Source organism: Metabacillus sp. RB-C-LZQ-3-1 (assembly GCF_058315175.1).
The window spans coordinates 45,395-58,430 of sequence record NZ_JBZFLI010000006.1 but is presented as its reverse complement, the minus strand read 5'-3'; the positions used below and the strand labels follow the sequence as shown (position 1 = coordinate 58,430).

Here is a 13,036-nt window from a genome sequence, read left to right as displayed (position 1 = left end):
TCTTTCGTTAGACATCTTCATTACTCTGTTTTTGTTTGCTCTTCTGTAATTTCTTGTTTTGTCTGAGTTTGTTGCTGTGCATTCTGCTCGGTTGTTTTCTCTTTTGTTTCAGAAGGTTGACTTTCTTCTTCAACCGTATTCGATACAGGCTGATCCTGTTCTTCATCTACAAGTTCAGACTCTGCTTCTTGTTGATATTCCTTTATTTCGTTTTCTATGTCAGCTATCGCTTGCTGTCTTTCCTCTCGATCTAAACTATCATCTGACTTTAATTGTTCTTTGTGTTTTAATAGTCCAAATAAGATAAGATCCCGGTCTTCAAGGAATCTCGCAATATCAAGGGCATCCTCAGCCTCACCACGGCCAATTCGAATCCAATATTCGTAATAAAGAGGATCTGTTTGTAAAGTAATGGTATTTCGAACTGTTTCCTTTTGATCTTCTGTTAATGATTCATTCACGATATAAGATAAAGAAAGTTGATATTGCGTCACCTTTGGCATTTCTTTAATGCTATATGGCTGAAGTTCGGTTACAACCTCACTAAAATTATTTTTCAGGAACATTTCCTGAGCTTGAATAAAGCTTTCTTGCTTTGGCTGCAATGAGAATAATGAATAGATGCTGTAAATAAAAGCTGGGATAAACAATAGGGTAACCCCAATTAAGACATATCGATTAAGCTTCCATGTTTTCTTATTCACAGTCATGTGAAGTGATTTTTCATGGTTAACCCTTTGTATTTGTTCATCAATAATGTCAAGTAACTCCTTATACTCTTTTACTGCCATAATTTTTTTAACTAATGCTGATACTTTTAGTGTTTGAGAAAACTGAACGTATTGTTCAAATGAATAGGTTGTATCCACGATGGAAGCGACAGTAGCCTTTACCTCCTGAAGTAATTTATCGGCATTTTTTTCATAAGGCGGCAGACTTTCTTTTACTCCAAAGTGAAGAAAATATGTATTTAGCCCTAGGTCAAGTACAATGTTTTCTGGACAAACAACGAGATGAATTCGTGAAAGACGATGACTCGTCACAGACTGTATCATTTTATACGCTAGAACAAAACGCTCTTTCTCATCTAATCGTTTCATATGAGGAAGGAGAAAAGAATAGGAATTAGGGAGTTTGTATTGGATGGTGAGCTCATCGTCCTTCATGACTATCTCCTTTTGGATAGTCGGGTTTAGTTCTGTTAGAAAGGAGATTTCTGTAGGATCATCTAATTTTATTTTTTCCTTCTGAAAAGCAAACGTCATAATCTGGTCTTTACGTGTTATGATTGCTTCGAGTTGGTCTGTTAAATATGAGGTATGGTTGTTTTCTGATGACATGCCAAATTCTCCTTTATAAGATTTCGATTCTATCTCCTGTTCTTATGCCAGCATCCAGGAGTCGCTCTGTTCCTTGGATAATCTTTTGTTTATTTACTACTCTTACCCAAGCACCTTGTCTTGGCTGCTCTGTTATATTCTTTGCTTGCCAAACAATGTCAATTAATTTTTTTACAGAATGATAATTGGATAGTCTAATATCAAAGCTATCGTGTTGATAGTTTTTTAGATCAATTGTGATTTCTATATACATTAGCTCACCTCATAAGGAAGGAGCGCGTCCATTGAAAGAGCGCCCCTGCTTTTTTTGCTTATCCTCTAATTTGACTTGCGATCTGTTGATCAGCATCTTCAAGTGCTTTAGATGTGCTGTTAAGCTGAGTTGAGATGTCCTCAAGTAGCTGTTGCATTTGAATAAAAGATGGTCTTAAAGACTGGTATTGTTCACTGAATGCTCTGCTTGATTCACCTTCCCACATACCTTCAAGCTCACGAATCATAGTATCAAGACGAGAAATTTGCTCTCCTACTTGGCTGCTTTCACTAGAGTAACGGTTTGCCATGCTCACTAACTCTGCAGGGGTAACACGAATAATTCCAGACATTTACTTCCTCTCCTTAACTAGTAATATTTCGGTAATCATCTATTTGAATTTGTGAGTACCCGGGAATCATTTGGATAGATAAACATATCCTGTAAAATTGCTACTATATACCAATATCATATCTCCCCTAATAAATACAGGTTTAAACTAAATTGTAAATAAAAAGGAATCTTTTATCCTAGTAACCTTAAAGTCTACGGTAATATACTCACAAAAAAAACAAGAGAATACCAGGAGAATAGTAACAGTTAAAAGATGACTACCATATTGATGGGGTCTTAACATTAAACAGAAAAGTAAATTTTTGTGGATATAAGAAGAAAAAAAGACTAGATCCATTAAATCTAGTCTCAGAATATTTCTCAACAAATGTTTTTTTACATTATGATAATACCTGTTTAATCCGTTCTATTGCCCAATCTAGCTCCTCTTTTGAAATAATAAGCGGTGGAGCAAAACGGATAACAGTGTCATGTGTCTCCTTACATAACAGTCCCATCTCTTTAAGCTTTTCACAGTAGCTACGAGCTGGTTCTGTTAATTCAACACCAATAAACAACCCTCTCCCCCTTACTTCTTTAATAATTGGATTTTTCATTTCTTTTAATTGTTCTATAAAGTAAGTACCTAATTCTAATGAGCGTTCTACCAGCTTCTCTTCTTCAATAATTTCAAGGGAAGCAAGTGATACTGCACAGGCTAATGGGTTGCCTCCAAATGTTGAACCATGTGAACCGGGGTTAAATACACCAAGAACATCACTGTTTGCTACCACACAGGATATTGGAAACACACCTCCGCCGAGTGCTTTGCCTAAAATGTACATATCAGGTATTACATTATCCCAGTCACAAGCAAATAATTTTCCTGAACGACCTAGACCTGCTTGAATTTCATCTGCAGCAAATAAAACATTATTATCTTTACATAAATCATAAGCTTCTTTGATAAAACCTGCTGGAGGAATATTAATTCCCGCTTCCCCCTGAATAGGCTCAAAAAGAAAACCAGCTGTATTTGGAGTAATAGTATTTTTTAAAGCTTCAATGTCACCATATGGTATTAGCTTTATTCCAGGCAGCATTGGACCAAACCCTTTTCGATATTCTTCATCAGACGAAAGAGAAACAGCTGTCATTGTTCTGCCATGAAAATTCCCTTCACATGCAATGATCTCAGCTTGATTATTGGGAATCCCTTTTACCTGATACCCCCATCTTCTAATTGCTTTAATTGCTGTTTCAACTGCTTCAGCCCCAGTATTCATTGGCAATGCCATATCTTTTTTCGTCATGGTTGTAATTCGTTCATACCATGGACCCAGCTTGTCATTATGAAATGCCCGTGATGTTAATGTTACACGGTCAGCTTGATCTTTTAATGCTTGAATAATTTTTGGATGGCAATGCCCTTGGTTTACGGCCGAATAGGCACTTAGCATATCCAAATACCGATTCCCCTCTGGATCCTCTACCCAAATTCCTTCAGCTTTCGAAATAACAATTGGTAATGGATGATAGTTATTTGCCCCATATTGTTCTGTCTGCTTAATTACTTGTTCAGATATTGTTTTCATCCTCATACCTCCCTATATTATAGAAGCTTTTCCCCAAATAATGATCCCATTAACGCGACGGCAACTTCTGCTGTTTTATTTTTTTCATCCAATATTGGATTAACCTCAACAAATTCAGCCGATGTAATAATCTTCGACTCTTCTAAAATTTCCATTGCTAAATGACTTTCGCGGTAACTAATTCCACCTAAAACAGGAGTACCAACCCCAGGTGCATCACTCGGATCAAGTCCATCCAAATCAAGTGAAAGATGAACACCATCTGTTTTACCCTTCAAGTAAGCGATTGCACTCTCCATTACCTTTGTCATCCCAAGTCGATCGATTTCATGCATCGTGTATACTTTGATTCCTTTTTCTCGAATGAGGACTTTTTCCCCTTCATCTAATGAACGTGCCCCGATGATGACAATATTCTCCGGCTTTACTTTTTCTGTATAACCTGCAATTGTAGTTAAGTCTGGATGTCCGATTCCGAGGCTTACCGCTAACGGCATTCCATGTATATTTCCTGAAGGTGATGTTTCACCTGTGTTTAAATCTCCGTGTGCATCATACCAAATCACACCTAAGTTTTGATAATGCTTTGATATTCCTGCAAGTGTTCCAATCGCAATACTGTGATCTCCACCGAACACAAGTGGAAAGGAACCTTTTTTTACGACTTCATCGACTGCTTCTGCAAGCTTATGACTTGCCTTTGATACAGCTTGTAAATACTTTAAATTATTCCCGGCAGATGCTTCTTCCTCTTTTCCAGGTCTGCCAATTTGTATATCACCTTTATCTTGAATCTCATAATCTAGTAATTCTAAGCGCTCTACAACACCTGCATAGCGAATCGCACTAGGCCCCATATCAACCCCTCGCCTAGACTGCCCTAAATCCATAGGAGCACCTATGATTGTCATATGCTTTTTCATGTAAAACTCCCCCTTTTCCCCATTGTATATTAGTGGTGAATGATGACTCAACTCAACAAAAGTTTGTATATTTATTCATTTATATACAAATATTAATATATAAATATATTTTTCTTATTGCGTAAATTATGATTTATCAATTATAAATTCACATAAGTTAATATTTTAATATAAAACATAAAGAACATTTCACCTCGGATGATCCTTCCTTTTTCAAAAGAATTTTTTCGTGATTTTCATCACAGAGAAGATCCCCTCTTTCATTTATGATGTAAAACATAAGGAATAGATCTGGAGTGTGAAAATATTGGAACAAGCTGCATTAAAACAAGTTCAGGATTTAGCTTTTAAAAAACAAAAAATTTTTCAAAAAAGTCCTTTTCGTTATTTACTTCGTTCCATGCTAGCTAGCATGTTTATAGGGTTTGGGGTTATTGTAGCTTTTAAGTCAGGTAATTTCTTTTACCTCGAACAATCACCATTAGCCTTTCCTATCGCAGCATTAACGTTTGGAGCAGCAATTATTTTAATCACCTATGGTGGCGGTGATTTATTTACCGGAAATACTTTTTACTTTTCCTATACAGCTTTTCAACGAAAAATAAATTGGAGTGATGTTAGCAGGCTTTTGCTTACTAGTTATTTTGGAAATATATTAGGGGCTATCTTTTTTGCTTTATTTATTTTCTCAACAGGACTATTTTCCGATCAAGGAACAACTGGTTTCTTAATGAGTGTTGCTGAAAAAAAGGTTCAACTTCCCCCTACTGAACTATTTTTTAGAGGCATTCTTTGTAATTGGCTCGTTTGTCTTGCTTTTTTCATCCCAATGAGGCTTGAAGGTGATGGGGCGAAATTGTTTACCATGATGCTGTTTGTGTTTTGCTTTTTCATCTCAGGCTATGAGCACAGCATCGCCAATATGTGTACCTTTGCGATTGCGTTTGTGTCTAACCCGCCTGAAACCTTTACATTAGCTGGTGTTATTCATAATTTAATACCTGTTACACTTGGAAATATGATAGGTGGCGGAGTTTTAATGGGGTGGATGTATTATTACGTCAATAAACCATTTATGGTAGATGAGAAATAGGTGTTAAACCATGGCTGACATGATGTCAGTCTTTTTATATGAAGCGGAATATCGAGGGTATTTTCGATTCCCTTAAAAAATTAATCTATTTTTGAATCTTATTTTCGATTCTGGAAATATATTTTCAATTTTAACCCGTTTATTTTCGATTTGAAAATTCTCGACAAAAAAAACCGAGGCACACTCTATTTCAGCCTCGGTTCTTCAATTACTTTTTAAAAATGCCAAAAGGTTTACCTATTGGTAAAACAACTTGGCCAAAATGTGTATTTAAAACAACTGCTGCAGATCCATAAAAAGACAGCAAAGCGATCATTAACTCAGACACAGCCGCTAGCATATGAGTGGCTTCATGCATAATGCCAAATGTGCTTAATGATAACCCAATAAATAAGAAATCAATAAAAACAAAAATAAAGAATAATACTTTATGAGTTTCCATTGCACCGATGGTCATATACACACTAAAGATCAAATAACCAATAAACGCAACTCCAAGCTGTTTTGGATCAACATTTGCTGCTAATTTTTCACCAAAAGCACCTAGTTGTATAAGCCAGGACATACCAACACCGAACCAGAATAAACCGAACGCTCCAAATGCGGTTGTCCCAAAAATATTATTGTGTTTTGCATCTTGAACACAGGCAAACAGTTGAGCCAATCCGCCTAAAAAGAAAGCCCAAGGCAAAATAAAAGATAAACCGTCTGTTAGCCCTAATTTCTGTGATGATGCAACAAGAGTTACCATCGCTAAACCGAATAGTCCAAGTGCTGATGGATCTGCCGTTGTAATTTTTACTTGATGATTATTCATAATTTCCTCCTAAAAAGACATACTTAAATAAAATACAGAACGGAGGAATCGGTGTCAATCTATTTAATAGAAGTCGAATTATTGAAAAAATCTATACTTTTATTCGGTTGCTTAGTACATATAGGTTGTAATCGCTATCATCACAATAGACATTTTTGTAAGTTTGGGCGTTTTTTTTGCAAGTTTAGAAGTTTTTCAAGCAAACTACAGAATATTTTTGTAAAATCTATCATTTTTTTGCAAACGCTAAAAAGATGGAACACCTCTGTTCCATCTAATTAACTTTGATATTGGACCCGATGAAGGTTGGCGAAAATTCCTCCTTGCTCAATTAATTCATCGTGCTTTCCTTGTTCTGCAATTCCATCCTCTGTTACTACCACAATGCGGTCCGCGTTTCGAATTGTTGCGAGGCGGTGCGCGATAACAAGTGTTGTTCGGTTTTGCGATAGCTCTGTTAAGGCTTGCTGAATTATGAGTTCAGTTTCTGTATCTAATGCTGAAGTGGCTTCGTCTAAGATTAGAATTGGCGGATTTTTCAAGAACATTCTTGCAATTGCAATGCGTTGCTTTTGTCCTCCTGATAGCTTTAAGCCACGTTCCCCGATTTGCGTATCATAGCCGAATGGAAGTGATTCAATAAAGCTTTCTAAGTGTGCTCTTTTCGCCGCTTCTTCTATTTCCTCTTGTGTTGCCCCTAGTTTTCCATAGGAGATGTTTTCCCTTAAGGTACCCGTAAACAGGAACACATCCTGCTGGACAATTCCAATTTGAGATCGAAGAGATTGCTTTGTCATATTTCGTACATCAATACCATCGATTTTGATTGATCCGTTGTCAACATCGTAAAAACGAGGAATGAGTGTACAAATCGTTGTTTTCCCTGCACCTGATGGACCGACAAATGCAATAGTTTCGCCTGCCGAAATTGACAAGTCTATTCCATTTAGTACACGCTTATGCTCATCATAGCCAAATGTGACATCTTGAAATGAGATATCACCGCGAAGGGTTTGAACTTCAACCGCATCTTTTACATCCTGAACATCAGGCTCTGCATCCAGTAATTCAGTGAATCGCTTAAAACCAGCCATTCCCTTCGGATAAAGCTCCATTAAGGCACTAATTTTATCAATTGGTTTAAAAAGAACGTTAATGTACAACACAAAACCAACTAGCTCACCGTAAGTAAGCTGTCCAGTATAGCTTAGCCATGCTCCCACAACAAGTACAGCTAAAGTAACAAATCGTGTCATCATATAAATTCCCGATAAGCTAAAAGACATAACTTTGTATCCACCAAGCTTTGCTTTACGGAATTTTAAGTTATTTACAGAAAAGCGTTTGTTTTCAAAGCTTTCATTTGTAAAAGATTGGACAACACGTACACCTGATACACTATCCTCCACACGGGCATTTACATCAGCTATTTCCCCGTACATCTTTTTCCAAGCACGGTTCATTTTTAAATTACTCACCACTATAAGCCAACCTAAAAAAGGTAAAATGACAAGTGCTACTAATGCCAGCTTTACGTTTACAGTAAACATAATCCAGAAGGCACCAACAAATGTCATAATGGAAATAAATAAATCTTCAGGACCATGGTGGGCAAGCTCACCAATATCCATAAGGTCATTTGTAATCCGGCTCATAATATTTCCTGTTTTCGTATTATCGAAAAACTTAAATGATTGCTTTTGAACATGCTGAAACAGCTGTTTTCTCATATCTGTTTCAATATTAATTCCAAGCATATGACCCCAATAGTTTACGATATACTGCAAAAATGTACTTATAATATAAAGAACAAATAGTGCAACACTGACAGATACGATCGCAGACCAATTTTCAGTTGGCAGTAACGAATCAATAAACCATTGAACGGCAAGCGGAAAGGCTAATTCTAAAACCGCCACTATGATTGCACTGCTAAAGTCAATAATGAAAAGCTTTTTATGTGGGATGTAATACGAAAAAAAACGCTTTAGCATCTTACTTCTCCTTTTCTATTCCATATAAATACTATTATATTAGCATATTTAAACAAATAGCTATATCAAAATGTTGTTGTTTCCGATAATCTAACGATATAATGAAAAGTATTACATATTGAAAGGAGAAATACCCTTGCCAAAATTAATCGGTTATATTGGTACTTACACAAAAGGTGACAGTAAAGGAGTTTATCGCTTCACTCTTGATACAGATGCTGCAAAGCTTGGAGATGTTAAGCCTGTAGCAGAATTGGACAACCCTACATATGTAAACTTAAGTCAAGATAACAAAAATCTTTATGCTGTTGTAAAAGAAGGAAATCAAGGCGGAGTTGCTTCTTACTCTATTAACGCTGAAACCGGTGACCTTTCTGAACTCAACCGTGAATTACTTGATGGTGCTTCTCCATGCCATGTGAGTGTGGATCGTGGAAACAAGCAGGTTGTGACAGCTAACTACCATAAAGGAACAGTGGAATCATTTTTAGTCAATGATAATGGAACCGTTTCTCCAGCTGTAGTTGTTGTAGAGCATACTGGAAAAGGTCCACATGAAAGACAAGAAAAACCTCATACTCACTTTTCCGGTTTTACACCTGATGAAAAATTCGTTGTGGCTGTTGACCTAGGAATTGATAAAGTCATTACTTACAAAATTGAAAACGGTAAACTAGAAGAAGCCCACACATTGCTTGTAAAAGCTGGTAGTGGCCCAAGACATATTACCTTCCATCCAAACGGTAAATTTGCTTATGTCATGACAGAACTAAGCAACGAAGTGATTGCATTAAGCTACAATTCTGAAACTGGTACGTTTACAGAGCTTCAGTACATCCCAACAATTCCTGAAGACTTTACTGAAAATAGCCAGGGAAGTGCGATCCATATTTCTTCTGATGGACGTTTTGTTTATGCAGGTAATCGCGGGCATGACAGTATTGCTGTTTATAGCGTAAATCAAGAGAATGGTGAATTATCCTTTATTGAATACACATCAACTGAAGGCAGCTGGCCACGTGATTTCGTCCTAGATCCAACTGAAAAATTCGTTGTTGCTTCAAATCAAGAAAGCAGTAATCTTGTTCTTTTTGCAAGAGATACAGAAACAGGGAAATTAACATTATTAGATTCAACTGTATCTGTTCCTGATCCTGTGTGTGTTAAGTTTTTGAATGTTTAATATTATAACTTTTTTTATGATTGTCCTTCATCTTGTTATGAAGGACTTTTTCATCCTTCATAACAAGATGAAGACCTTTTCTCCCAAGCTTCTCACGGTTTTAGTTCTTCATCACCTTTATGAAGGACTTTTCGAGATTTCTTATTTCCACCCAATCCTCCCATCAACTTAACTTAATTAAATCCTAACCGGTGCACCTGTTTTCGCTGAAGTAAGCGCAGCAACTGTTACCTCCTGTGTTTTATAGGCATCATGGTAGGTTGATAGAATACGAGATGTATCACCAGTTCGGATGGCATGGATAAACGCTTCATTTTCTTTTACATATGGATCGGTTGATTCTTTTATTAATTGTTTTTCCCCTTGTTTAACCATTTCAATTCCTTCGAATCCGATATGTAGAATTCCTTTGTTTGTATAGTAATCCATTCCAACATTTGAAATTCCTTCTGGAAGGATACATGTATTGGATAGATTAGCGATCACACCATTTTCGAAAGTCATTGTTACAGTTCCAACATCATGTACGGATACATTTTCATACTGCTCAGCGATCGATCGCTTTGCGTACGCAGCATATATTTCTTTGATCTCTCCAACAGTATAGCGGAGTAAATCAACTAAATGAGTTGTTTGCTCAATAAACTGACCACCCGATGTTTCTTGATTTCTCCACCATGGGACAGTCGGCATGGATCCCATCCATCTTCCTGTAATCATACCAAGTGTTTGTTCCTCTAATTCTGCTTTTAATAGATTAGTTGTTTCACGATAACGAAAATGATAGCCAACAGATGTAATAACTGGGGATTCCTCTAGTTTTAATAAAATCTCTTTTGGTGTTTTCACAACAGTACTAAGTGGTTTTTCCACCAAAAATGGGATTCCTCTTGAAATTAACTCACTCTCCATTTCTTGATGTGCAAATGGAGGAACACATATGTATACAGCATCTAATTTTTCATTATCTAACATTTGGATAAGGTCTTCATATCCATTAGCATCATCAAATTTATTCGCATAGTTTGCGGCTTTTGCCATACTAGTCCCACAAATCGCTTTGATTTTTACCCCTTCCATTTTCTGTAGAATATTTGCATGAACACCACTAAACCAACCTGTTCCGATGATCCCAATATTCAGCATCTCCCCACCCCCCTAAATATAAATAAGATAGTACTAGTTTATCTGATGTTGTAAACACTTACAATCTTTAATAATGCATAAAAAAAGACAAACCTCAGAAATCATGAGATTTGTCCATGTTATATAAAACCCCTTAGTTTTGTTGACTCAATTCTGCTTTCTTCGTCAATGTGCTTGTGCTTTCATTCTCCTCTAACCATAAAATACTAGTTACTCCCCTTGGGTAATACTTACTTCCTGATATTTCACCGGAAATAATTTGATCACTCCAGCTCCAAACAGATAGAGTTGGGTGTGTTAGCCATTCTACATGAGCTGCGTCCGCTTTTGCACCTTTTTCATCCCATTCCCAACCTAGTAATTTACGAGTGATAAATTGACTTAGGTAGATTTTGCTTAACCATGAGTTATTACTTGTTGACGAAATTTTCCATCCGCCATCTTCAAATAAGCAAACACTGTTTACTAATACTGTTTTTAGATGTTTTTCTAAAGCTTGAATATAGGCGCCAAAGCGTCCATTTGGATCGAGGGCTTCTTCACAATTTGTGAAATATGGGAAGATTAATCCTTCGATGGCAGGGATAATTTTCGAATCATTGTTTTCGCCAACAACGGCCGGGATATAGCCTTGCTCCGTCACAAAGCTAACAATACTTTCGGCGCATTTTTCCGCTTGCCCACCTGATTGTTTAGCAAGGTCAGCTTTTCCATTTTCAGCAAAGATCTTTTCTAATGCAACATAAGAAGCCCAGCATTTACCTGCCATATAAATATTGTTTCGTGCTTGACCTAGAGATACATCTAGGCTGTCATACGTTGTTATTTCAGCTCCTCCCATCACGCGTGTTGAATCAAGACCCATGATTCCGTTACGTTCTTCAGGATTTGGATGGTCACGATTTATCATGCTTTCGAAGCACTTCATGAAGATCTCCATATTTTCATGCAGCCAATCAGTATCCTTCGTTTGTTCAACATATACAGCTGCACATAAGATCCAATTCACAAGCTGTTCATGTGTCATATGAGAAAAGCATCCATCTAAACCATATAATTCATAAGAAGAAAATTGCGGACGAGAGATCGTGTTTGCAACTCCCATATCATGAGTAAAGCTAATCCCACCTGGATATTCTGTTTCATCATTTGGAAAACGTACCTTGTCTTCATAACTAAATCGTTTCACAAACATGTCTAGCTCATTTTTCACTGTCCATGGATTCATTTTCATTTCAAAAAACAACTGATCTACTGTTAAATCGAAGGTGTTCATCATACGATATTCCCCTTCATTTACAATCCAGAAGGGCTCTCCGTCAGCTTCAAGAAATTGTGTACAGCCATAGTAGCTGCGGATGGAATGGGCCATCATAAACCGCTGATCATCTGATAAATGTGTAGCATTATCAACTAATTCATTTGCTTTTTTAGCGCGTTCAATGAAATTAGCAGCATTTTCCAACGAGTATACGGCAACTTCCTCAATATTTTTAAAGTATTTTGTATAATAGTAAGAAGCATCCAAACCAGCAGTAACATAGCCTGAACGATGGAAGCAAATCGCAAACTGATACGTACGAGATGTGCCTGCTGGAACATCCATAATTAGCGCGGCAATTGGTCCTAATCCAAATGTCCAGTTTTCCTCGAAAGGTGTTGTTAAAATATTTTCCATACTAAAATGCATTGCTGATTTAACATCAGGGTTTGATGACACAATCCCTGTTATGCGACCTTGACCAACTCCAGAAAGACCTTCACACGTATCATCTAAACGACGCATTGAACTATATGGATCATTTCCTTCATAGCCAAAAAAAGCACGTCTTGTTTTTGTGCCTTTTGTGTTATCGATCGTCAATTCAGCAATGACAGCCGGCAGGATGGTTAACTTCATTTCTTCATCAGAAGCTGTTTGTGGATCTGGTACAGATTGAGCTTGAGAATAAACTGTAAATGTTATATCTCCTGCTTTCCAAGTATCAGTACCAAGCTTAAACTCACGAGTTACTTCCTTTTTATCAAAAGGGAAAATGATTTTAGGTTTATTTTGATCCGGATCTGGGTTTTCAATATCATAGCGCTTACTTTCGTCATCTCCAACATCAAAGAAAGGGAAAGCATCATACATTCCTTCTTTGTCACAGGATTCAACACCGATAAACACACTTTTTCGAGGAGATCGTCCTAATTCAAGGTCAAGTCCTCCTCCACTACCCGGAAAGCCTAATGTAAAGCTTGAAAAAGAACCAATTGGCGAATGGTGAGCATTGAAAAATTGATTTTTTGGCATAAGATCCCTACTTTCTTAAAGGCTATTTTGTAAACTTTGTTGTGTAGTAATAAAAATTATTTA

The 13,036-nt window shown here is 36.9% G+C and carries 11 protein-coding genes; 2 read left to right on the top strand and 9 right to left on the bottom strand.

The genetic code is table 11. The features are described from left to right. Positions 1-20 precede the first annotated feature (20 nt). The 5 genes from essB to rocF all read right to left on the bottom strand — a co-directional run bounded on the left by essB (position 21) and on the right by rocF (position 4,444). Positions 21-1,340, bottom strand: a complete 1,320-nt coding sequence (gene essB / locus AC4GZ8_RS11375; RefSeq protein ID WP_491081964.1) for a type VII secretion protein EssB — start codon at positions 1,338-1,340, stop codon at positions 21-23. 13 nt (positions 1,341-1,353) lie between these two features. Continuing rightward, on the bottom strand, positions 1,354-1,593 hold the full coding sequence (gene yukD, locus AC4GZ8_RS11370) for an ESX secretion system protein YukD (RefSeq protein WP_491081963.1): 240 nt from the start codon (positions 1,591-1,593) through the stop codon (positions 1,354-1,356). A gap of 58 nt (positions 1,594-1,651) precedes the next feature. Continuing rightward, positions 1,652-1,945, bottom strand: a complete 294-nt coding sequence (locus AC4GZ8_RS11365) for a WXG100 family type VII secretion target (protein ID WP_491081962.1) — start codon at positions 1,943-1,945, stop codon at positions 1,652-1,654. A 382-nt stretch (positions 1,946-2,327) separates the two neighbouring features. Further along, positions 2,328-3,521, bottom strand: a complete 1,194-nt coding sequence (locus AC4GZ8_RS11360; RefSeq protein ID WP_491081961.1) for an ornithine--oxo-acid transaminase — start codon at positions 3,519-3,521, stop codon at positions 2,328-2,330. A 17-nt stretch (positions 3,522-3,538) separates the two neighbouring features. Further along, positions 3,539-4,444 (bottom strand): arginase, encoded by a 906-nt coding sequence (gene rocF / locus AC4GZ8_RS11355; RefSeq protein WP_491081960.1) that lies wholly within the window; start codon positions 4,442-4,444, stop codon positions 3,539-3,541. Between the two features lie 307 nt (positions 4,445-4,751). Here rocF and AC4GZ8_RS11350 point away from each other — a divergent pair, with 307 nt between their 5' ends. Then, positions 4,752-5,537: a formate/nitrite transporter family protein gene (locus AC4GZ8_RS11350; protein ID WP_491081959.1), complete on the top strand. Its 786-nt coding sequence runs from the start codon at positions 4,752-4,754 to the stop codon at positions 5,535-5,537. 208 nt (positions 5,538-5,745) lie between these two features. Here the strand turns inward: AC4GZ8_RS11350 and AC4GZ8_RS11345 are convergent, their stop codons facing one another. Both AC4GZ8_RS11345 and AC4GZ8_RS11340 read right to left on the bottom strand, forming a co-directional pair. Next, the gene (locus tag AC4GZ8_RS11345) at positions 5,746-6,354 is read right to left on the bottom strand and encodes an acetate uptake transporter (protein ID WP_491081958.1); all 609 of its coding nucleotides are present in this window, start codon (positions 6,352-6,354) and stop codon (positions 5,746-5,748) included. 278 nt (positions 6,355-6,632) lie between these two features. Continuing rightward, the gene (locus tag AC4GZ8_RS11340) at positions 6,633-8,348 is read right to left on the bottom strand and encodes an ABC transporter ATP-binding protein (protein ID WP_491081957.1); all 1,716 of its coding nucleotides are present in this window, start codon (positions 8,346-8,348) and stop codon (positions 6,633-6,635) included. A 136-nt stretch (positions 8,349-8,484) separates the two neighbouring features. Here AC4GZ8_RS11340 and AC4GZ8_RS11335 point away from each other — a divergent pair, with 136 nt between their 5' ends. After that, on the top strand, positions 8,485-9,531 hold the full coding sequence (locus AC4GZ8_RS11335) for a lactonase family protein (RefSeq protein ID WP_491081956.1): 1,047 nt from the start codon (positions 8,485-8,487) through the stop codon (positions 9,529-9,531). Between the two features lie 177 nt (positions 9,532-9,708). On the opposite strand, the gene AC4GZ8_RS11330 is transcribed toward AC4GZ8_RS11335, so the two are convergent. Continuing rightward, positions 9,709-10,677, bottom strand: coding sequence for a Gfo/Idh/MocA family protein (locus tag AC4GZ8_RS11330; RefSeq protein WP_491081955.1), 969 nt, complete (start codon positions 10,675-10,677; stop codon positions 9,709-9,711). 133 nt (positions 10,678-10,810) lie between these two features. Then, positions 10,811-12,973 (bottom strand): glycoside hydrolase family 52 protein, encoded by a 2,163-nt coding sequence (locus tag AC4GZ8_RS11325; protein WP_491081954.1) that lies wholly within the window; start codon positions 12,971-12,973, stop codon positions 10,811-10,813. Positions 12,974-13,036 lie beyond the last annotated feature (63 nt).

Coding starts and splice junctions, on each gene's coding strand:
- essB (WP_491081964.1), bottom strand. CDS start 1,340: ATGTCATCAGAAAACAACCATACCTCATATTTAACAGACCAACTCGAA.
- yukD (WP_491081963.1), bottom strand. CDS start 1,593: ATGTATATAGAAATCACAATTGATCTAAAAAACTATCAACACGATAGC.
- AC4GZ8_RS11365 (WP_491081962.1), bottom strand. CDS start 1,945: ATGTCTGGAATTATTCGTGTTACCCCTGCAGAGTTAGTGAGCATGGCA.
- AC4GZ8_RS11360 (WP_491081961.1), bottom strand. CDS start 3,521: ATGAAAACAATATCTGAACAAGTAATTAAGCAGACAGAACAATATGGG.
- rocF (WP_491081960.1), bottom strand. CDS start 4,444: ATGAAAAAGCATATGACAATCATAGGTGCTCCTATGGATTTAGGGCAG.
- AC4GZ8_RS11345 (WP_491081958.1), bottom strand. CDS start 6,354: ATGAATAATCATCAAGTAAAAATTACAACGGCAGATCCATCAGCACTT.
- AC4GZ8_RS11340 (WP_491081957.1), bottom strand. CDS start 8,348: ATGCTAAAGCGTTTTTTTTCGTATTACATCCCACATAAAAAGCTTTTC.
- AC4GZ8_RS11330 (WP_491081955.1), bottom strand. CDS start 10,677: ATGCTGAATATTGGGATCATCGGAACAGGTTGGTTTAGTGGTGTTCAT.
- AC4GZ8_RS11325 (WP_491081954.1), bottom strand. CDS start 12,973: ATGCCAAAAAATCAATTTTTCAATGCTCACCATTCGCCAATTGGTTCT.